Origin of the sequence: Bacillus sp. PSXD-155, assembly GCF_049310765.1 — a bacterium.
Lineage (GTDB): Bacteria > Bacillota > Bacilli > Bacillales > Bacillaceae_G > Bacillus_A > Bacillus_A cereus.
Map to the genome: position 1 here is coordinate 85189 of NZ_JBMOWC010000015.1, position 20038 is coordinate 105226.

Here is a 20038-nt window from a genome sequence, read left to right on the forward strand (position 1 = left end):
TATTTTATACATTCACTTAATTGTTGAATATGCAGGTATGATTCTCAACGCTCTTATGTTTACCTGTTTTGAGTTAAAAATAAGAAAATTTGAAATGTTAGTTGTATATATCGTGTTAAATATTGTAAAATGAAATGGTACCAAAAAAACTAAAGTGGTACCAAAGGTTTAGGGGGCGGATTATGAAACAAAGAATAGTAACAGAAACAATTCATCAAATTCAAACGAAGGGGTTTACATTTACAATTAGTGATTTAGCAAAACAATTAGCTGTCAGTAAGAGGACAATCTATGAGCACTTCTCTTCAAAAGATGGAATAGTAGATGAAGTTATTCGTAATGTAATAGAAAGTATTCAAGAAAAGGAAAAAAATATCGCTAAAGATGATACGTTACAAACAGTTGAAAAAATAAGGCTCATTTTAATTTGCATTCCACAACAATTTACATTTATGGATGCACGATTATTAGTAGAACTAAAAAAACATCATTATTACCAATGGTTAAAATTAGATCAGTTTTTACGTGAAGGCTGGTCTACTGTAATCGGTTTAATAGAAGAGGGAATAAGAGAAGGAAGCATAAGAAAAATTCAAATTCCATTTTTTATTGAAGTGTATTTAGGGGCACTGAATCGCATATATGATCCTATGTTTATTGAAAAGAGTGATTATACATTGGGAAGTATGCTTGAATCAATTATGGATATGTTACTGTACGGAATTTCTAATTCGAAATAGAAGGTGGGAGAATAGTGCAGTGGATTTATTTAAGTTTAGCAATTTTATTTGAAGTAGCGGGTACAGCTGCGATGAAACTATCTGATGGATTAACGAAACTTGTACCAAGCATTCTTATTTTTGTATTTTATGTAGTAAGTTTTGCATTTCTTTCATTTGCATTAAAGGGGATGGAAATGTCCGTAGCGTATGCGGTATGGTCAGGTATGGGAATTGTAACGATTACAACAATTGGTTTTATTTATTTTGGAGAAAGTATCAATATAATTAAGATACTAGCAATTCTTTTTATTTTAGTTGGAGTCGTAATATTAAATTTTAATAGTGCGGCACATGAAGCGAAGAAAAAAGAAATGGTGGAGGAACGTATACATTGAATCAATTAAAGTATTTTTTCCTTATTACTGATCTTGGATTTGTTGTATATTGGTTTATAACAATTTTCCATATGATTCCGCAAGAATATTTATTTAAAGATTATGAAGACCCAATTTTAGTAGCATGGAACTGGTCTTTTTTACCCTTGGATTTGCTAATCTCTTTAACGGGACTTTTAAGTTTGTATTTGTATTCTAAACAAAAACATATTTGGAGCCACTTTGCGTTTTTATCATTAATTTTAACTTTTTGCTCAGGGTTACAAGCTCTAGCATTTTGGACAATCCGTTTAGATTTTGATATGTCTTGGTGGATCCCTAATTTATATTTATTAGTCTATCCATGCTTCTTTTTAAAAAGCGTTTGGAGAGAGTGTGGATCGTATGAGACTAGCATGAGAAAAGAAAGAATAGAATTCATGTAATATAGGAAAGATAGGACCTTTAAGCACATTCTAATTCTAGATGCTACAACATTGCAGCTTCTAGATAAGTTTTTTCGCTAGCCGTACAGTAGTAGTCAAAACAATTTTCGAAATGAAGGTAGCCGATGATTCCTATGGTAAGGAAGCATCGGCTTGTATTATGTATATTGAGTGAGTTCACGTTTCTGGAATAATTGTAATAGCGACAGTCCGAACCGGAGTCTCTATTTCGTCATCTTTACTTTGGCTATTGTAGTATTTAATCATTAATTCGTTAAGTTCGTTTTGAAATTTTCCAAAGTGTTCTTCATCTAGCTTTAATTCTACTACAGAAAAAGTAGCCTTATCTTCTTGACTGTTTTGTTCCTCTAATTTCTTAAGGTAACTTTGATATTGTGTCATAAGTGATAACTGATAATAGGAAATGTAGTTTAACTTTTCATCATCAGATAATCCTTTCCATTCACTTCCTTCAATTTTTGCATCTTCTTCATTGATTGCGTAATATTTTTCAGAAACAGATTTCACCTTTTTTTCTTTAATTACATGGACGATACCAGAATCAACCATAGTTTGTAGCTGTCTATATAGTGTGGCTTGTGGTACATTTTTAATGATTTTTACCATTTCTAATGGTGTTAGCCCATCTTCCTTATTTCTCATTAACACTTGGCAAATTTTCATTCTTACCGGATGCATTAAAATTTCAACTTTATTACTCATTATATCACCTTATGTATTGTTTTTTTATTCTCATTATAAATAATGAGAATAATGATTGCAATCCATCCGTTTTTATTTTATCATTATCAATAATGATAATGAGATTTAAAAGGAGTGATGACAATGAAAATACATTATGGATTGAATGATCTTAAAGACATTGATATTATGGCTTTTCTACCCATTATATTACCAGTTATTGCAGTGGGAGCACTTTTAGTTTTAATTGCATTCATTGATTTATATCGACATAGGAAAACAAGAAAAAATGTACTTGTATGGACGTTAATTATTCTTTTCGTTAATATATTGGGACCTATCTTGTACTTTGTTATAGGGAGAAAGGACAGTGAGAAATTATGAAATTAGAGATTAAAAATGTAACAAAATCATTTAAAGGAAAAATTGCTGTGAATAATTTCTCGATGGAACTGCAAGCAGGGGAATGCGTCGGATTAATTGGACCAAACGGAGCAGGGAAATCCACATTAATAAAAGTAATTTCGGATATTACTAATCCAACTGCTGGTGAAGTTTTATTGAATGGGATAAAAATATCAAAAATGAAAAGTGAAATTGGTTATTTACCTCAATATCCTAATTTTTTTCATTGGATGACAGCGAGAGAAACGCTTACGTTTATGGGCCAACTTTCGGGGTTGAAAAAAGAAGAATTGTCAAAGTCGATTCCAAAAATGTTGGAGAAAGTTGGACTAAAGGAAGAAGAAAATGCAAAGGTTAGTACATTTTCTGGTGGAATGAAACAACGACTTGGTATTGCACAAGCATTATTGCATAAACCTTCGCTTATTGTCATGGATGAACCAGTATCCGCATTAGATCCGATCGGCCGGCGGGAAGTATTGAATCTGATTAAAGAAATAAAAAAAGATACAACCATTTTATTATCAACCCACATCTTAAGCGATGCAGAAGAAATCTGTGAACGATTTGTCATTATAAAAGATGGAACAAAAATAGAAGACACAACGATTACGGAGCTTTTACAACGTAATCGTGAAAATAAATTAATTATTGAAATAACAACTAAAGATCAAAATTGGATTGAAGTTGTAAAGAAATTACCGTATGTGAAGAATGTAGAAGTGGTTGGGCTTAAAATCAAAGTGAAGGTTGAAAGTATCGAAATAAACAAAAATATGTTACTGCAAAATGCACTCGAACATAAAGTGGACATTGTTAAATTTAAAATGAGCAACGATACTTTAGAAGAAATTTTCTTGAAATTGGTGGTGTAAAAATGAATAACTCAATGGTATTGATAAAAAAAGAATATGTTCAAATGTTACGTGATTTTAAGATTATTTGGCTACCAATTGTTTTTATATTTTTAGGTGCAACACAGCCGATAGTAACTCATTATTTGCCATCAATTCTAGAAGCATTAGGTGGAGGCCAGGGAATTACAATTGATCTGAGTATGGCAGCGCAAAAAGGGGGCGAAGTATTAGCGAGTACTTTAGGATCCCAGTTTGATCAGCTTGGACTTATGATTCTAGTGATTTCTATGATGGGTGCAATTCAAACAGATAAAGCTAATGGTATGTTGGCCTTTATTTTAACAAGGCCCGTTACTGTTACTTCATATGTAGGTGGGAAAATAGTGTCAAACTATTTAATGGTAGCGTTTAGTGTAACAATTGGATACGTAGCTTCTTATCTATATGTAAATTTTCTTTTTACTGCCGTTCCATTTGCACACCTAATTACTGGATTACTATTTTATCTAATTTGGGTTCTTTTTATCGTATCTTTCACAACAATGATAAGTGCTATTTTTCACAGTCAAGGTATTATTGCATTAATTTCAATTGTTTTCCTTTTAGCCTGCAGAGTAATCGTCGGTTTGAATCCAATAATGGATCAGCTTAATCCAGCCGGTATGAGTAAGTATGCAATGGAAACGTTAGTCACGGGGGTAGTAAATTCAAACGCAATAATTACTGGATTACTAACTATAGTGTGGATTTTATTGACACTCTTCGTAACGTATTATTGGATTGCTAATAAAAAGTTTCATTATGAATAACCGTGATGAGGGTAGTGGTTTCAAATAAAACAACGCAATAAGAAGAAGCTTCCACTACCGTGGAAGCTTCTCCAAATGATGTGCAATATCAATATACATATTTGAGTAAACCGAATGTATTTCATTACTTGGCGTTGCGTTAGAAGAGAAGTGAGCGATTACCATATTTGCTTTCGGATCGATGTAAAGTGTTTGTCCGTAACTACCTAACACTTCGAAAGCACCTTGTTCATTGTGGGGAATCCACCATTGATTATGATAAGAAATGGAAGCTCCAGGGCCAATTGCAAGTTCACCTTCTTGGACATTTTTTACACTTTCTGTAATAGAAGAAGGGAGAATTTGTTTTCCGTTATATTCCCCATTATTTAATAGTAATTGCCCAAATCTCGCCATATCTCTAGCAGTTGCATTTAATCCAGCACTAGCTTGTTCTACTTTTGATTCATCTGTAACGTAATACGCGTTTTCTTCCATACCAATTTGAGACCAAATTCGTTCACTTACATTTTCAGCTAGTGATTTACTAGTAATAGTTCTAATAATCCAAGCGAGCGTTTCTGTTGATCCGTTATTGTAAGAAAAGGCAGAACCAGGCGGTGCCGTTTCTTCGGCTTCTCGTAACATATCATAAATTTTCATCGGACCGTCGTAATTTTTGCCGCGGGGTAAAATATTGCTAGCTAAATATAATTGTGCATCTTGATTTTCTAGCCCAGGCTGCTCATATCCGTGGGTCGGGTATTCTGCTGACACTTGCATGTCCATTAATTGCTGAAGTGTGGCATTACCGAACGGTGTGTTTTTTAATTCTTTTATGTAAGTGTCAGCTGTTTTCTCTAAATCGATACGATTCTCTTCAGCGAGAGATTGTATAATTGCCCCGGTAAAGACTTTTGCTAATGATGCCATACCATGAGGTTCATTCTGTTTATACCCATTGAAATATCGTTCGTAAACAAGTTGTCCATTATGTACAACGACAAAAGCATCTGTTTTGTTATCGTCTAAAAGTTTTTTTAGAGGAGTTGTATTTCCGAATCTACGCTCCACAGCAAAATCGTCTAAGTTTTGCAATGCGGAAGGGAAGTGAGCAATTTGGTCAGGATTGTTTTTTACGTCATTAACTAAAGTGAATTCTTTCATGTGTGTGTACGACCAACGTAAGTAAGGGTCATTTAACCAGTTTTCTTTTGTCACATTATGTTTTGATGGGGTCGTTTTATTTTGTTTGAAGTAAGTAAACCCAAGCCCTGTAATTACAAATATGAATGTTAGTATAAGTAAGAGTAGGGGAGATTTTTTTAGTTTCATATATGGCCCTCCTTTTTATTTCTACTATAAGTATACGCTCGTCTTGAAAGAAATACAAAATAAGGAAAGTAAACGGGGAAGTTTACTTTCCTTATTAACGTTAAGCGGAAATTTTTCCGTCTGTAGGTTGTTTCTTGAATTTTTGTTTTCGTCCGTGTAATCCATAATATAAAAGTAAAGTGAACGCAACGATAATAGCTGCGATAAAATACATATTATGATAACTGGATTTCGCTGCGACAATACCTAAAATGAAAGAACCAAAACCAATACCACTATCAAAGAATGAGAAATACGTAGCTGTCGCAGAACCACGTCTATGGTTTGGAGCGGCAGAAATCGCAATCGTTTGGAAACTCGGAATTAATGTCCCGTAACCTAAACCGATTAGCATACCTGCGCCAAGGAACCAAAATGAAGTTTGTGCTTGGCTTAATATGAACATTCCGATTGTGAAAATAATGATAGCAGGGTAAACAAGTACATTTTCACCGAAGCGATCAAAAATCTTTCCTGTAAATGGACGAGAAATGACAACGACAAGTGCGTATACAATAAAGAAGTAACTTGCAATTTCACTTAAACCGAGTTCTTTCGCATAAATAGGAATAAAGGATAAAATACCACTATAAGAAAAGGCTAAAACAAATCCTGTAAGTGCAATCGGAATAGAAGATGGTTCGATTAAGTCTTTCCATTTCATTTTTTCACGTTTCTGTTTGCTAACAGGTGCTTCGTGCGGAATATCTACAAGTAGTCCTAATAAAAATGCAAGTAATGAAAATACGGAACAAACGATAAATAACACAGTAAACGAAAAATGAGAAATAATTGTTAAACCTAAAAAAGGACCAATTACCATCGGCAGACTCATAAATACGCCGAAATATGCAAGTGCTTCGCCTCGTCGATGAGCTGGCGCAACATCAGTTACAATCGTACCAGTAGCTGTCGTTGCCATCCCGAACCCAATACCGTGCAAGAAGCGAAGGGCAAGTAATAAGAATAAACTTTGCGCACCGAAATACATAACAGTAGCGGCTAAAAATAATGAAAGTGAAATAAATAATATTTTCTTTCTTCCTAAATCATCGAGCCATTTTCCTGTGAATGGTCTACATAAAACAGAAGAAATAAGAAACACAGTTGCAACTAAACCAATTTCCTCAGGTTTTCCTTTTAGGCCGTCTATTACATAGACAGGCAGAGTAGTCATAAGCATGTAAAATGTTAAGAAGAGAAATAGACTACTAAAACAAGTTCCGAGGAAATCCTTCGTCCAAAGTTTCTCACTTTGCATCGTCATCCCTCCAATTTAATCTAAATTTTTAATAATTTGTTGTAACACTTGAAATGCTTGATGTAAATCATCTTCATTAATACCTTCTAGCGTTTTTTCTTCGAAAGTATCAACTTCTTCTTGCCATACTGGAATCATCTTTATCGCTGTTTCGGATAAAGAAATGAGCTTCTCGCGGCGATCTTTACCTTCTGTACGAATAATCCATCCCATCGTTTCCATACGTGTTAACGTACGAGTCATCGTTGGTGATTCAACATTTAAATACTGGCACAATTCTGTTTGTGAACAAGAACCAGTTTGATTAATGCGGAAAATAACAGCCCATTGCGCACTAAATAACCCTGTTGGAGATACACGTTCATTAAATTTCTTCGTAAACTTCCGAGAAGTCTGGCTGACGATGTGAAAAAAATGTTGTTTTTCGTCCATGTATTTTGATCCTTTCAAATTAGTTACCTAGCTAACTATATACTTTTTTATAATAATTGTCTAGTAATAGACATGTTGATTTATGTAAAAAATTCTTATAGGTTTTATGTTGCGAACGTATATTCTGCGTGCTATTCTTTAATTAAGTAAAGAATTTTCTTTCTATTAAATAGAATGGGGGAACTTGTGATGATTAAGCCTGCAACAATGGAGTTTGTTTCACTATCGAACGGAGAAACGATTGCATATCAGGAAGTTGGAAGGCGAAATACAGATATTCTTGTACTCATTCACGGGAACATGACATCGTCACAACATTGGGATTTAGTTATTGAAAAGTTGCAAGATCAATACCATATTTACGCTCTTGATTTAAGAGGGTTTGGACAATCAACGTATAATCAGTCGATAGATTCATTACAAGACTTTGCAGACGATGTAAAATTATTTATCGACGAGTTAAAGCTAGAGAAATTCTCATTAATGGGCTGGTCAATGGGCGGTGGCGTTGCGATGCAATTTACAGCGAATCACCCAACTTTTGTAGAAAAGTTAATTTTAGTAGAATCAGTAGGAATGAAAGGATACCCAATCTTTAAAAAAGATACGAATGGGCAGCCAATCGTATCAAGTTTAGTAAAGACAAAAGAAGAAATTGCGCAAGATCCAGTACAAATCGCTCCAGTATTAGACGCGATAAAAAATATGAACAAACTATATTACCGTACAGTATGGAATCTATTAATATATACACATAATCAACCTGAACCGGACCGTTATGAAAAGTATTTAGATGATATGTTAACGCAACGTAATTTCGTAGATGTGAATTATGCGCTCATTACATTTAATATTTCGGATGAACATAATGGGGTTGTAGAGGGAAGTAAGCAAATTCATCATATTAAAGCGCCGACACTCGTCATACAAGGTGATAGAGATTATGTCGTACCGCAAGTAGTCGGTGAGGAATTAGCGAAACATTTGCCAAATGCAGAGTTGAAGGTATTAGAAGATTGCGGACACTCACCGTTTATTGATTGTTTAGATGTATTTATAAAACATGTAGAGAATTGGTTAGAACATAAATAATCCCCGAAATGAGAAGTGTTGCATATACTATAACATTTGTATGTATAAGGGGAGATTATCAATGTATAAACCATCCTTAATCGCTTATTCGCCATATAATCATCATATCTATAAAAAAATAATGATAGATCCGATGTATATGCAAGTTTCACCAGCTGTAGTTCCTTTACAAATGCAGCAGCCACTAACAGCTCATATGCAACATTACTTATATGGACCTTCATTTTATGAAAATCCATATTTTAAACACTTTCATTACAATGTGAAAGCGCAAGTTTGGGAAGGATAAGATAACAAGCTAAAAGGTTCATTCTTTTAGCTTGTTTTTTATTGCGAATATTCGTACACGCATTTGAAGAAACAGTTTATAATGAAAAGTGGAAGCGTGAGAAGGAGAGGGACAGAGGATGTCAATGCGTTTTACTTTTTGGATTATGGTTGGGATTGTAGCAATCTCGGGTTTGTCACAAGGAATGCTCTTACCAGCCATTGCAATGATTTTTGAACAAGAAGGGGTTAGTTCAAGTATTAATGGTATTCATGCGACGGCATTGTACATCGGGATATTAGTTATTTCGCCGTTTCTTGAAAAACCGATGCAAAGGTTTGGAATGAAGCCGATTATTGTTATAGGTGGGTTTCTCGTTATTATTTCATTATTCTTTTTTACACAAACATTTTCATTTTGGGTATGGTTTATCCTTAGATTTCTAGTTGGAGTCGGAGATCATATGCTTCATGTCGGAACACAAACATGGATCACGACAACATCAGACCCAAGTAAAATAGGGAGACAAGTATCGATATACGGTGTATTCTTCGGAATTGGTTTTGCTGTTGGTCCGTATTTAGCAAGCACTGTGCAGTACGGTCTTGCAACACCATTTATTATATCTACTATACTTTGTTTAATAGGTTGGCTTTTACTACTTCCAACAAAAAATGCATTCCCAGCGCAAGATGAAAGAGAGGTGAAGAGTGAATCATCATTTTCTCGTTATAAACAAGTTGTTGGATTAGGATGGATTGCACTGCTGGGACCACTTGCATATGGCGTACTTGAAGCAATGCTAAACAGTAACTTACCAGTATACGCACTTCGTAAAGGGTGGTCTGTTTCAGATGTATCCTTCTTATTACCAGCATTTGCAGTTGGGGGTATTATTACACAAATTCCGCTCGGTATATTGAGTGATAAATACGGAAGGGACCGTATATTAACGTGGACGTTTAGCATAAGTACGGGCATTTTTCTACTTGCCGCTGTATTTGATCAATATTACTGGATCGTCTTTGCCTGCATGCTTTTAGCGGGTATGGTTATTGGATCGTGTTTCTCTTTAGGGCTTGGATTTATGACTGATTTATTACCGAGACATTTACTACCGGCAGGTAATATATTATCCGGAATCGCTTTTAGTTTAGGAAGTATTATGGGGCCTGTATTAGGCGGCGTATTTATAGAAAAAATACAGTATACAAGCTTTTTTATTGCGGTTATGATTATAATGGGAATTCTCGCAATGTTATATATGGTCTACATGAAAAATCAATTCGCATCAAGAAAAATAGAAAGTAGGTTAGGGCATGACAAAACAACCTAATAAAAAGAAATTTGAAGTACTTGAAAATGAAACAATTACAGACTGCTTAGCACGTATGGAACAAGAAGGCTACGCTCCGTCTCGTCGTATGGAAGAGCCAATCTTTCATGAAGTAAAGAAAGACGGCAAAACAGTAGTTGAGCCGTGCGGTAGGAAGATTGTTTTTGAAGGGAAATTGAAGTAATCCAATAACAAATTCTCTTTATAGTATAGAGCCATCCAATAGTTGGGTGGCTTGTTTTTTTATTAATCAATGAAGGAAGGAATTAATTAAAATGAATCTTCCTTTCATTTCTCCTAATTGGCTTCTTTATATGGGTCAAAAGATTGCTACTTTTTTTGTATATTGGTAAAATAAGTTCTTGGGTCTTACTTATCGTTATCGGTATAATGTTTGTCGCTTAACGTAAAGAAATTAGTTACAATGATTCCATAATATTTAAAGGGGGTACAGCAACGATCCCCTCTTTTTGGAGCCACTCACAAACGTAAAGCAAGAGAAGAGGCTATATGAACTATTCTTCTATCTTGTTTAGATTAAACGAGTTACTGCAATTGGAACAGGTATATGAAACTAGTCGACATCCTGATGGATCATGTTTTTCTAGCAATCTATCAATTCTGATGGAATTGATAGATTGCTAGAGAATGGAAAATGATTATCTGTATATTCCGAAGCAGATGTAACAGAGTGTCCTTCCATAATTAAGGGTAAAACCAAAATACGTTGTTTTAAAGAATGATTTGTTAGAACTGGTTATAAGTAATAAAACAGAAAAGAGGATCACATGTTAGATACTTTACAGAGAAGTAAAAAGTTTTTTTTATTATGTCTTATTTTTTTAGTGCTTTTAACTGCTTGTGGTAATACAGATGTTAAGACATCTAAAGCTTCATTACCACCGGCTGAATCTAATATAGATACATCATTAAAAGCACCAAATTGGGTAGAGAAGAGTCCTATCCAACAGTCTCCTAATTTTACGGAAGATAAAAAAGTAAAATCGGTTGTGAATTTAATAGCAACGGGTGATAATTTATATCATGACGCAGTAATTAAAGATGGCAAACAAAAAGACGGTTCATATGATTATAACTATATTTATGAAAATATCAAAAAAGCTGTTAAATCAAGTGATCTTGCTATCGTGAACCAGGAGACTCCAATTGCAGGAAATAATCTAAAAGTACAGGGATATCCGACTTTCAATACACCTGAAGAAGTAGGCCAATCTTTAGTGGACACTGGATTCAATATAGTGACTCAAGCGACAAATCATGCTATGGATATGGGTATTAAAGGTGTTGCGAATACAAGAGAATACTGGAAGAAATATCCGGATGTTATCCCAGTAGGCATTAATGAGAGTCAAAACGAGCGTAATGAAATAAAAACGATTACAAAAAATGGTATTCGCTTTGCGTTACTAAATTATACATATGGTACGAATGGAATTAAAATTCCGGCTGATAAGTCTTGGGCTTTAAATTTAATTGATAAAAAAGCGATACAAAATGATGTGGAAAAGGCAAAGAGTAGCTCTGATATGGTGATTGTTATGGTGCATTGGGGAGTAGAATATACATCTACACCTTCAAAGCAACAAAAAGAAGTTGCTCAATATTTAACAGATTTAGGTGTAGATGTAGTAATTGGAAATCATCCACATGTAATTCAACCAATTGAGTGGAAACAAAATAAAGATGGACATGAAACGCTAATCTATTATTCTCTTGGAAATCTTATTTCTGCGCAAGAAAAATTAGAAACATTGGTTGGAGGATTATCTTATGTACAATTTGTTGAGTATGAAGATAAAACTTTTGGTATACGACAAGCGGCAATCGTACCGACAGTAACCGACTACGCTGATGGTAAGAAACAATTTAAAATTCAATTTTTAAAAGATTATTCGGATGAAGAGTCTAAAAAACATGGAATTAAAAAATTTGTCGGCCCCGTTTCTTTGAAGGATTTCAAGGAGATTCCTAGAGACGTGTTGGGAAATTGGTATAAAGACTAATAAACAAAAAGGGAATGAGATACAATTAAAAAATTTATAATTTTAGCATTGGTATTGGCAATGGGATGGAGTCTTGCTGCTTGTAGTGGAAAGCAAACATCTCAGGAAACTACTAATAATAACGATAAAAATAAAAAAGAGATACATGCGAATAAAAAAGATGTTTTACCTATCTCTGATCCTAATGATTGGAGAATTATTCTTGTAAATAGAGAGCATATGTTATCAAAGGAACTAGGAATTGAATTAACAAGTATTACTCAAAATGCTAAGCCGAATATGAAAATAGATAGTAGAATTGCAACTTCCTATCAGGATATGGTAGCAGCTGCAAAAAAAGAGGGAATCAATCTTTATTTAAGATCAGGTTATCGAGCTATAAAATTACAACAAACGTATTATGATGCTTCAGTTAAAAGCTATAAATCGCAAGGTTTGTCGGATAAAGAGGCTAGTGCTAAGGCATTGGAATATCTTCAGTATCCTGGTGCAAGTGAACATCATACTGGATTAGCGTTAGACATTATTTCAGTTGAATGGCAGAATACTGTAGAAGATTTAAATGCAAAATTTGAAACTACCGATGCATTCAAATGGTTAGATAAGAATGCTGCGGAGTATGGATTTACTCTCCGCTATCCGAAAGATAAAGAGAATATTACTGGCATTAAGTATGAGCCATGGCACTATCGTTATGTAGGAAAAGAAGTTGCTGTTTATCTAAAAGAAAAAGGGTTAACCTTAGAAGAATATAATGAAAAAATTAAGTCTGGTAAGTAAAAATACACTTTGATTCTATTAAAAAGTCAGATTTGGAGGGTGTGTTAATCTTCCTCCTAGAATTGCGAAAACTGTGTATGATAATGTAAGCACGTATGAACCAGTTATCGTGTGAAACGATGTATGTATCAAGAAGTTACATTTATAAAAGAAGCAATGAAAAAGGATCTGATATTCATATCAGATCCTTTTTCATTCGCAACATAGAATACTTACTTAACTAAGCCTTAAAGACTGCCTGCTTTTCAGGTACTACAATAGTAACCTCGCTTTTTTATTTTGGATGTTCGTTTTTCTTAGCTTGATAGACATGTGGAAGTAGTTCAAACAATGCGATTAGCATTTTTTTGTTTGCATGATTTGTGCAACCGATGTTCACTATTGCTTTCAGTTCAGTAATAACGAATTCTACAATAGATGACAGAACGTATATTTGGTATAATGGAAATATACTACTTAAAATAATGCACATGAGTTATAAAATTTATGTAAAGAGGTAAGGACTACATAACAATAACTAAATGTAAAAGTTCTAGTACATATAGGGTTCAGTTCATGTTAAGCAAATTCGTTATGAGAAAGGAAAAGATGTAATGAATCAAATTTCATTTGAAGATTTATTTGAAGACGAAAAAGAAAATAAACAAGAAAAGGTAGAGGTAGCCGAGATACCTGCACCTTTATCAGCATTGCAAAAAGATATATTGGAATTAATGGATTCTGAAGAAATAAGTGCACTGGAGTTATGCGAACAATTAATACGATCTGGTAAAATATCAGATGAAAGATTTACAACGAATAAGCCAAAAGCATATGGACAAGTATGCTTAGCATTGGAAGGTTTTGTTACAGAAGGAAAGCTTACTTTTGTTAAAAACGATGAGAAAAGAGATAGGGTGTATAAAGTGAAAGAAGAAATTTCTAACATATAAGTTGTAAAGAGGGAAATGAATGATTTTTAGGGAGGTAGTTCATTTTCTACTTCTACATTAAAAAAGGTGCCAATCTTTCTTGATTGACACCTTTTTTAATAATCTAACATCTAACGTATTTACGTTTGAAACCAACTCTTCCTCTATCGACTTCTTTCTGAATACTTTCGGAAGCATTTAACAAACTGCTTTTTTTATTATCACGTTTTACTTCAACTATACCAACTTCTTTTGCAGTCTCGACTGCTTTTTCGTGTAGTGGCACATATGAAATTGCTACAGTATTTATAAAATTATTCATAGCAGATTTTGTTCGTTCTGGTGCATCATGAATTGTATTTTTTACAATTTCAAGCATATCGGAAATTTTGCTTTCGGCAAATTCATTGTCTTTGCGATTTCCTAAAAGCCAGCAGTAGCAACTCCAGCCCGCTGACATTCGTAGCTCATCCCCACTTGCAATCCATTTATCAGCAACGTCTTGGGCGATAGTTGACTCCGATAAAGTTACTGCTACCACATAATCAGATAGCATATAAAAATATGCCCCGTCCATCCAGCGATCAAAATCAGACTCATTCATAGCTTTTGGATCTGCAATAATGCCTGCAAAGTACATAGCATCGTAGTTACCTGTGGCATAAAGTTCCTCAGCTAACTCTTGATTTACTTTTATTTTCTTAGCGATTGGTTTCATAGCACCTGTAGCTACGCCAAAAACCGGCTCGTGTGCACCGTTAGAGATGTATGTTTTTTTCGTTCTTTCCTTACCAAGGGATTCAAGCTCTTGCATGACTGTTTTAAAATCCATAGCTGTGTACTTCCTTCCTTAATATAAGTAATCATCTAGTTTATATATTTTCAATTCTAATACTAATCTTATGTGAGTAGGATGTCTACTTTCTATAATATTCCCGTATTAATTTTGAAAGCCTAGCTATTCATACTTATGAGGATACTATATTAATGTAAAGGGAGGGACAATACGGATGTAAATAATATTTTATCTTTGGCTCTTTCTCTGTATTATCATGTTATTTTATAATAAGGAAATAAATAGTATTTTAAATTAAGTATGTGAGGTTAGTTATAAATGATAAAGAAATTTACTAGAGTAGTATTAACTATGGTTATGCCAATCAGTCTTATTACAGGTTGTGGAGCTGCTGAAAAAACTGAAGCACAAAAGCCGAAAGTGGTACAAACGGAGAAAAAGGACTATATGGATTACTCATATGGTAGCAAAGGTATATTAGTAAGCGGAAAAGCGAAAGAACGTCAACAATACGAGATTGGATATATGGATGATAACAAGTTAATTGGGATTGACGAAAATATTGAAGACTGCATTATTTTAGATAATAAAGATGAAGCAGGCCTCATTTGGAAACAAATAGAGCGTGGATCTATCATTGAAGTGCAATACGGTAAGGATCGCAATGATATTGTAGGCGTGCAATTCGTAGGAGATCGTGAGCCATACGAAATTAGTGATAAGTTTGATCGAAATACGATAAACGAAATTGTCGGACAAGTTAAAGGTAATTTGTAATAGATGTATTTCGCTAGTATATTGATCTATTATCATGAAATGGCGAATCGTATACATAAAAGTTTGGAATCAACGGCATTTTTTATATGAAAATGCCGTTGATTTATTTTGAAAAATAAATGCTATTCTATAGTCTTGTAGAAAAATATACAAATGAATTATTCTTCTTTTAGTTGTGATGATCGCCGTAAGGTCATTGCCCAAAATAAAAGAGCACAAGCACTAACAGATAAACCTAATATGCAGACTCCATCCCAACCATATTTTGCATACGTATTTGTTGAAAGAATTGCACCTGTTGCACTACCGATAGAATAAAAAATCATGTAACTGGCAGTAAGTCGACTTCTTGCTTCGGGACGCACTGTGAACAGCATACTTTGATTGGTGACATGTACAGCTTGCACCGCTAAATCTAAGAGGATAATGCCGAAAATTAGTAATAATAGAGAGTGTTTAATAGATATAATTAGGAGCCATGAAAGTACTAATAAAGATAAAGCTATGCCAGTTGTTCTTTGTCCTAATCCTTTATCAGCTAATTGTCCAGCTTTAGTAGCAGCTAATGCACCTGCAACTCCAGCAAGGCCGAACGCACCAATAGCTGTATGTGAAAGATTATGTGGTGTAGCACTTAGAGGCAATACTAAAGAAGTCCATAAAATACTGAATGAAGTGAAAATGAGCAATGCTAATATTCCGCGAATGCGTAAGAGTCGTTCTTCTACAAATAATAAAAGTACAGAACGTATTAGCTTCTGGTAAGGTATAGTTGTCATTCTGTTCTGTTCGAGAGTAGGTAAATTACGATATAACAAAACAGTTACGAATAGTATAAGTGTAGCGGAGGTGAGATAAACGGACCGCCATCCAGCTAAATCTGTTAATGCGCCTGCAAATGTACGCGCAAGGAGAATGCCGATTACAACGCCGCTTGTAACGAAACCTACTATACGTCCACGGTCTGCTGGATTCGCTAAAATTGATGCGTATGCGACGAGTGTTTGTGTAACTGTTGCAAGAATTCCTACTAAGGCCATACCTATAAAAAGTACGATGGCTGAGGGAGCGACCCCAATTACAATTAAAGCGATAACGGATAAAAGCATTTGAACAATAATAAGTCTTTTTTGGTTTAATAAGTCACCAAGTGGAACTAATAAAAGTAATCCGATTGCATAACAAACTTGAGTAATAGTAATCACAATACCGATAGTTGAATGACTAATCTTAAATTCATTTGATAAAGAATCAAGTAGTGGATGAGCGAAATATATATTTGCGACCGCCATCCCGCAAGCTATTGCGAATAATAGAGTCATATAGCGGGACATGTTTGCGCTAATAGGTGAATGTAACTGGGGATGATTATGTTTTAGAGTGGTCATCATCTTTTCTTTGTTATTCATAAAATCAGCTCCTTTTTGTATTATTGTAAATAACGTACCGAACGGTATGTTATTTTGTAAGTAAAATATAATCTCGAGTAAATGTATATGTCAAGTTTATTTTGAGTTAATTTCGTTTTCTTTGACACGTCATTTATAATTTAATACGATATATAATATACTGATTGGTACATAAAGTGTTGGTTTATAATCTAAAAATGTAGAGGAAGGGGATATTTTTAAATGGCTCGACTACGCGAATTTGATGAAGAAAAAGCTTTGGATGCTGCTATGCAACTTTTTTGGGAGAAAGGATACGCTGCAACTTCATTAAGTGATCTAACTGCTAAAATGGAAATACAAAAACCGAGTTTATATTCAGCCTTTGGTGATAAAGAGGGTTTATTTGAAGCGGCATTAAGGAGATACACCAACTTACATGCGGCTCGTATACGAACAAAACTTCAAAAAGAACAATCTGTAAAAGAAGCAATTCGGATGTTTTTTGAAAACATGGTGGAAGAGGAATATAAAAAAGAGTTCAGTAAAGGCTGTTTTTGTATTAACACAATGGTTGAGCTTGCTCCTCATAATGAAAGGTTTGAAGTACTGACTAGAGAACATCAAATGTATCTTGCAGTTATTTTTCAAGAATTAATTATGAAGGGAATTCGATCAGGAGAACTACAAAGTGATTTGAACGCAAAAGCATTAGCGCAAACATTAGTCACGTCCCTAATTGGATTAACAGTGTTAATGAAATCACGCCCAGAACGTTCCGTTATAGATAATTCGGTATCTATAATAGTATCTTTAGTAAAATAATTTTAGAGTGGGATGTTAATCAGTAAATTAAATAGTAAGAAAGTCGATTCCTTATTAAAATAAGAAATCGACTTGTTATAATTATATATTGTGTAAGTTGTCTTTCTAAAAATTATAGCTATTATCAATAACTTCTTTTAATTTGAAATAATTTTCCCAAGTATCTTCTAGTTCTTCAAAATAAATGCTATCCGCTGGTGATTGTATACACTCTTGCTGTGGAAAGTTATATATGTTTGTATTTATAGCAAAATTGTAAAGTTTCTTCTTAGTGAAGAATTAGTACAGGGTATTATAATCTATTTTTGAGAAGTAGAAATTTGATAGGGGAATTCAATAGTATATAATGTGAAAGAAATAACATTTACTATAGCTATTAAAGTGTGGATTGTTGAAAATGCTTTTGACGGTATTGGTAATTAGTTGTAAAATAATTTTTGTTGACGGATTTTGTAAAAAATATGTTAGATGAAATTCATTTGTAGGGATGACATATAAATATTTTCTTAACGGGCATAAAATAATATAATTTAAATATATAAATAAAAAGAAAATATATTAGAAGTACATAGTAGATTTGTATTTTTAAAATTAATGTGACAACAAAAGGAGGTTGAGATATATACACGGCGAGAATGTGTGTATATCTATTTATAATAATGAATAAGACAATCAAACAACAAGTAATCGCACTATCAACAAGTCTAGTGATTTTAGGGAGTGTACCTTTATCAGCATCAGCAGAAGAGATAAACAAATCTCAAACTGATCAACTAAATATTGCTGAAGGAGAACATGGAACGAGCGGATTAAATTATTCTAATTTCAAGTTGGAAGTTCCTGATCATGTACAAATTAACGAAGCAGAAGTATCTGAAAATGAAAAAATGCTTTTAGAAGAATATAAGCATAAACATGATGAAACAGAAGAATTAAACAAAATGCAAGATGCTAAGAAGGGACAAGTAGCAGAAAAGGAAGCTATTTCAAACATTGAAAAGGCATTTGAATCTGTAGATGGTCGAAATGATGGATCTGATCGTCAAATGAAACCTGTTGCAAAGCCAAGAGGTATTCAATATAGTGCACAGAGTACGAAGAAATATGGAACACTTGCAGGAGTTCCATTTGTGGAGTGGATTGTTCCAGCAGGAAATCCTGATATTCGTCCTGCAAATCCGATGAAAGCACGTTACATTACAATTCATGAGACCGCAAATACAGCCGCTGGTGCTAATGCTGAAAATCATGCAAAATATTTATACAAGCAAGCAACTGAAGGCACTTTCCGAACAGCTTCATGGCATTTTACTGTAGATGATAAACAAATTTATCAACACTTACCAACAAACGAAAATGGTTGGCATGCAGGAGATGGAGATGGTTCAGGAAACAGGGAGTCTATCGGTATCGAGATTGCGGTTAACCAAGACGGTGATTACAATAAAGCGTTAGAAAATGCAAAACGACTTGCAGGTTATTTAATGAACAAAGAAGGAATTGGTGCAGATCATATTTACAAGCATCAACAATGGAGCGGGAAAAAATGTCCTGACATTTTAATTTCACGTGGTAATTGGGCTGGTTTCGTACAAGGAATTCAGTGGTATGCAAATATAAATGCGCAGATTGATACGCCTTTACAAGATAAAAATGACTCATTTAATCCAAATGAAAATAATCCAGCTGAACCTAGCATGGAACTAGTGGTAAATGGTAGTGGCATCAATGTACGTAGTGATGCGGGTATTGAACATCGTGTTGTACGTAAAGCTTCAAACGGAGATCGATACAAAGTATTAGCGGTTAAAAATGGTTGGTATAAAGTAGGTAATGGAGAATGGATTTTCTATGACCCAAGTTGGATTAAAATTAACTACAATGTACCAAAGGAAGAAGTACAAAAACCAAAAGATGATATTACAGGTGGCTGGTTTGAAGGGCATATTCGTAAATTAAACAGTCTAGGTATTATGCAAGGCGAAGGTAATGGTGTATTTGCGCCATATCGAAATGTAACGAGAGCGGAGTTTGCGAAATTAATCTCGAATGCTCTTAAACTACCAGAGGGAAATAAGTCATTTGTAGATATTAATGAGGCACATCCATCACTTCATGACGGTATTAAACGTTGTGCAAGTGCAGGAATTATTAATGGTCGTGGTGAAGGAATTTTTGATCCTAACTCACCAATTACTCGTGAAGAAGTATCTATTATGATTGACAAAGCATTACGATATAAAGGAATTACAGGTGAGTTAGTAGCATTACCATTTACAGATAAGCATTTAATAACATACAAAGAATCGGTTCAACGATTATACAGTCTAAAGGTAGTTAATGGTATTGGAAATAATGAGTTTGATCCTCGAGGCACAGCAACTCGTGGTCAGGCAGCTGCCTTTATTGTGAAGATGTTAGATTCAATGCAAAAATAAAAGGAAACTTTAATCAGTGAGGGCCACTCGCACTGCAATCGA

The 20038-nt window shown here is 34.1% G+C and carries 22 protein-coding genes; 16 read left to right on the forward strand and 6 right to left on the reverse strand.

Annotated features, from left to right (window positions below):
- Positions 1-182: 182 nt before the first annotated feature.
- The 3 genes from ACO6VI_RS17850 to ACO6VI_RS17860 are packed head-to-tail and all read left to right on the forward strand — an operon-like array spanning position 183 to position 1542.
- The gene (locus tag ACO6VI_RS17850; RefSeq protein ID WP_063547983.1) at positions 183-740 is read left to right on the forward strand and encodes a TetR/AcrR family transcriptional regulator; all 558 of its coding nucleotides are present in this window, start codon (positions 183-185) and stop codon (positions 738-740) included.
- A gap of 14 nt (positions 741-754) precedes the next feature.
- Positions 755-1117, forward strand: a complete 363-nt coding sequence (locus ACO6VI_RS17855; protein ID WP_080469846.1) for a DMT family transporter — start codon at positions 755-757, stop codon at positions 1115-1117.
- Complete coding sequence (locus tag ACO6VI_RS17860) at positions 1114-1542, forward strand: YvaD family protein (RefSeq protein WP_063547981.1); 429 nt, start codon at positions 1114-1116, stop codon at positions 1540-1542. The genes ACO6VI_RS17855 and ACO6VI_RS17860 overlap by 4 nt, the downstream gene beginning before the upstream one ends.
- Before the next feature lie 177 nt (positions 1543-1719).
- On the opposite strand, the gene ACO6VI_RS17865 is transcribed toward ACO6VI_RS17860, so the two are convergent.
- Complete coding sequence (locus ACO6VI_RS17865; RefSeq protein ID WP_063547979.1) at positions 1720-2265, reverse strand: transcriptional regulator; 546 nt, start codon at positions 2263-2265, stop codon at positions 1720-1722.
- 123 nt (positions 2266-2388) lie between these two features.
- Between ACO6VI_RS17865 and ACO6VI_RS17870 the strand changes: the two genes are divergently transcribed.
- Genes ACO6VI_RS17870 through ACO6VI_RS17880 form a run of 3 tightly spaced genes read left to right on the forward strand, consistent with a single transcriptional unit; the run spans position 2389 to position 4315 of the window.
- Positions 2389-2628, forward strand: a complete 240-nt coding sequence (locus ACO6VI_RS17870) for a PLD nuclease N-terminal domain-containing protein (protein ID WP_000690914.1) — start codon at positions 2389-2391, stop codon at positions 2626-2628.
- Positions 2625-3524: an ABC transporter ATP-binding protein gene (locus tag ACO6VI_RS17875; protein ID WP_063547977.1), complete on the forward strand. Its 900-nt coding sequence runs from the start codon at positions 2625-2627 to the stop codon at positions 3522-3524. Before ACO6VI_RS17870 ends, ACO6VI_RS17875 begins: the two co-directional genes overlap by 4 nt.
- A gap of 2 nt (positions 3525-3526) precedes the next feature.
- Entirely contained in the window at positions 3527-4315 is a 789-nt protein-coding gene (locus ACO6VI_RS17880; RefSeq protein ID WP_063547975.1) for an ABC transporter permease subunit, read from the forward strand.
- 54 nt (positions 4316-4369) lie between these two features.
- Here the strand turns inward: ACO6VI_RS17880 and ACO6VI_RS17885 are convergent, their stop codons facing one another.
- The 3 genes from ACO6VI_RS17885 to ACO6VI_RS17895 form a co-directional block, all read right to left on the reverse strand.
- Positions 4370-5629, reverse strand: a complete 1260-nt coding sequence (locus ACO6VI_RS17885) for a serine hydrolase domain-containing protein (protein WP_063547974.1) — start codon at positions 5627-5629, stop codon at positions 4370-4372.
- 100 nt (positions 5630-5729) lie between these two features.
- Positions 5730-6929, reverse strand: a complete 1200-nt coding sequence (locus tag ACO6VI_RS17890; RefSeq protein ID WP_001190320.1) for an MFS transporter — start codon at positions 6927-6929, stop codon at positions 5730-5732.
- Positions 6930-6944: 15 nt separating this feature from the next.
- Complete coding sequence (locus tag ACO6VI_RS17895) at positions 6945-7361, reverse strand: MarR family winged helix-turn-helix transcriptional regulator (protein ID WP_063547972.1); 417 nt, start codon at positions 7359-7361, stop codon at positions 6945-6947.
- 189 nt (positions 7362-7550) lie between these two features.
- On the opposite strand from ACO6VI_RS17895, the gene ACO6VI_RS17900 reads away from it, so the two are divergent.
- The 7 genes from ACO6VI_RS17900 to ACO6VI_RS17930 all read left to right on the forward strand — a co-directional run bounded on the left by ACO6VI_RS17900 (position 7551) and on the right by ACO6VI_RS17930 (position 13793).
- Positions 7551-8453, forward strand: coding sequence for an alpha/beta fold hydrolase (locus tag ACO6VI_RS17900; protein ID WP_063547970.1), 903 nt, complete (start codon positions 7551-7553; stop codon positions 8451-8453).
- A 61-nt stretch (positions 8454-8514) separates the two neighbouring features.
- Complete coding sequence (locus ACO6VI_RS17905) at positions 8515-8742, forward strand: hypothetical protein (RefSeq protein WP_063547968.1); 228 nt, start codon at positions 8515-8517, stop codon at positions 8740-8742.
- A 118-nt stretch (positions 8743-8860) separates the two neighbouring features.
- On the forward strand, positions 8861-10057 hold the full coding sequence (locus ACO6VI_RS17910) for an MFS transporter (protein ID WP_000062798.1): 1197 nt from the start codon (positions 8861-8863) through the stop codon (positions 10055-10057).
- A complete protein-coding gene (locus ACO6VI_RS17915) occupies positions 10041-10241 on the forward strand; it encodes an NETI motif-containing protein (RefSeq protein WP_000166303.1) in 201 nt (66 codons plus the stop codon). Before ACO6VI_RS17910 ends, ACO6VI_RS17915 begins: the two co-directional genes overlap by 17 nt.
- Before the next feature lie 604 nt (positions 10242-10845).
- Positions 10846-12081, forward strand: a complete 1236-nt coding sequence (locus tag ACO6VI_RS17920) for a CapA family protein (protein WP_063547966.1) — start codon at positions 10846-10848, stop codon at positions 12079-12081.
- Between the two features lie 48 nt (positions 12082-12129).
- Positions 12130-12861 (forward strand): M15 family metallopeptidase, encoded by a 732-nt coding sequence (locus tag ACO6VI_RS17925; protein WP_000241993.1) that lies wholly within the window; start codon positions 12130-12132, stop codon positions 12859-12861.
- Positions 12862-13454: 593 nt separating this feature from the next.
- On the forward strand, positions 13455-13793 hold the full coding sequence (locus ACO6VI_RS17930) for a DUF3895 domain-containing protein (RefSeq protein ID WP_063547964.1): 339 nt from the start codon (positions 13455-13457) through the stop codon (positions 13791-13793).
- 103 nt (positions 13794-13896) lie between these two features.
- Here ACO6VI_RS17930 and ACO6VI_RS17935 read toward each other — a convergent pair whose 3' ends face one another.
- Positions 13897-14604 (reverse strand): DNA alkylation repair protein, encoded by a 708-nt coding sequence (locus tag ACO6VI_RS17935; protein ID WP_063547962.1) that lies wholly within the window; start codon positions 14602-14604, stop codon positions 13897-13899.
- 282 nt (positions 14605-14886) lie between these two features.
- Here ACO6VI_RS17935 and ACO6VI_RS17940 point away from each other — a divergent pair, with 282 nt between their 5' ends.
- Positions 14887-15345: a hypothetical protein gene (locus tag ACO6VI_RS17940; protein WP_063547960.1), complete on the forward strand. Its 459-nt coding sequence runs from the start codon at positions 14887-14889 to the stop codon at positions 15343-15345.
- Between the two features lie 158 nt (positions 15346-15503).
- On the opposite strand, the gene ACO6VI_RS17945 is transcribed toward ACO6VI_RS17940, so the two are convergent.
- Positions 15504-16754, reverse strand: coding sequence for an MFS transporter (locus tag ACO6VI_RS17945; RefSeq protein ID WP_063547958.1), 1251 nt, complete (start codon positions 16752-16754; stop codon positions 15504-15506).
- A 222-nt stretch (positions 16755-16976) separates the two neighbouring features.
- On the opposite strand from ACO6VI_RS17945, the gene ACO6VI_RS17950 reads away from it, so the two are divergent.
- Complete coding sequence (locus ACO6VI_RS17950) at positions 16977-17558, forward strand: TetR/AcrR family transcriptional regulator (RefSeq protein WP_063547956.1); 582 nt, start codon at positions 16977-16979, stop codon at positions 17556-17558.
- A gap of 659 nt (positions 17559-18217) precedes the next feature.
- A complete protein-coding gene (locus ACO6VI_RS17955) occupies positions 18218-19996 on the forward strand; it encodes an S-layer homology domain-containing protein (RefSeq protein WP_063549340.1) in 1779 nt (592 codons plus the stop codon).
- Positions 19997-20038: the final 42 nt, after the last annotated feature.

Bases quoted from the DNA above. Each gene is read 5' to 3' on its own strand.
- ACO6VI_RS17940 (WP_063547960.1), top strand. From the start codon at position 14,887: ATGATAAAGAAATTTACTAGAGTAGTATTAACTATGGTTATGCCAATC.
- ACO6VI_RS17915 (WP_000166303.1), top strand. From the start codon at position 10,041: ATGACAAAACAACCTAATAAAAAGAAATTTGAAGTACTTGAAAATGAA.
- ACO6VI_RS17905 (WP_063547968.1), top strand. From the start codon at position 8,515: ATGTATAAACCATCCTTAATCGCTTATTCGCCATATAATCATCATATC.
- ACO6VI_RS17950 (WP_063547956.1), top strand. From the start codon at position 16,977: ATGGCTCGACTACGCGAATTTGATGAAGAAAAAGCTTTGGATGCTGCT.
- ACO6VI_RS17910 (WP_000062798.1), top strand. From the start codon at position 8,861: ATGTCAATGCGTTTTACTTTTTGGATTATGGTTGGGATTGTAGCAATC.
- ACO6VI_RS17900 (WP_063547970.1), top strand. From the start codon at position 7,551: ATGATTAAGCCTGCAACAATGGAGTTTGTTTCACTATCGAACGGAGAA.
- ACO6VI_RS17875 (WP_063547977.1), top strand. From the start codon at position 2,625: ATGAAATTAGAGATTAAAAATGTAACAAAATCATTTAAAGGAAAAATT.
- ACO6VI_RS17885 (WP_063547974.1), bottom strand. From the start codon at position 5,629: ATGAAACTAAAAAAATCTCCCCTACTCTTACTTATACTAACATTCATA.
- ACO6VI_RS17955 (WP_063549340.1), top strand. From the start codon at position 18,218: ATGAATAAGACAATCAAACAACAAGTAATCGCACTATCAACAAGTCTA.
- ACO6VI_RS17880 (WP_063547975.1), top strand. From the start codon at position 3,527: ATGAATAACTCAATGGTATTGATAAAAAAAGAATATGTTCAAATGTTA.
- ACO6VI_RS17920 (WP_063547966.1), top strand. From the start codon at position 10,846: ATGTTAGATACTTTACAGAGAAGTAAAAAGTTTTTTTTATTATGTCTT.
- ACO6VI_RS17850 (WP_063547983.1), top strand. From the start codon at position 183: ATGAAACAAAGAATAGTAACAGAAACAATTCATCAAATTCAAACGAAG.
- ACO6VI_RS17895 (WP_063547972.1), bottom strand. From the start codon at position 7,361: ATGGACGAAAAACAACATTTTTTTCACATCGTCAGCCAGACTTCTCGG.
- ACO6VI_RS17870 (WP_000690914.1), top strand. From the start codon at position 2,389: ATGAAAATACATTATGGATTGAATGATCTTAAAGACATTGATATTATG.
- ACO6VI_RS17945 (WP_063547958.1), bottom strand. From the start codon at position 16,754: ATGAATAACAAAGAAAAGATGATGACCACTCTAAAACATAATCATCCC.
- ACO6VI_RS17890 (WP_001190320.1), bottom strand. From the start codon at position 6,929: ATGCAAAGTGAGAAACTTTGGACGAAGGATTTCCTCGGAACTTGTTTT.
- ACO6VI_RS17865 (WP_063547979.1), bottom strand. From the start codon at position 2,265: ATGAGTAATAAAGTTGAAATTTTAATGCATCCGGTAAGAATGAAAATT.
- ACO6VI_RS17935 (WP_063547962.1), bottom strand. From the start codon at position 14,604: ATGGATTTTAAAACAGTCATGCAAGAGCTTGAATCCCTTGGTAAGGAA.
- ACO6VI_RS17930 (WP_063547964.1), top strand. From the start codon at position 13,455: ATGAATCAAATTTCATTTGAAGATTTATTTGAAGACGAAAAAGAAAAT.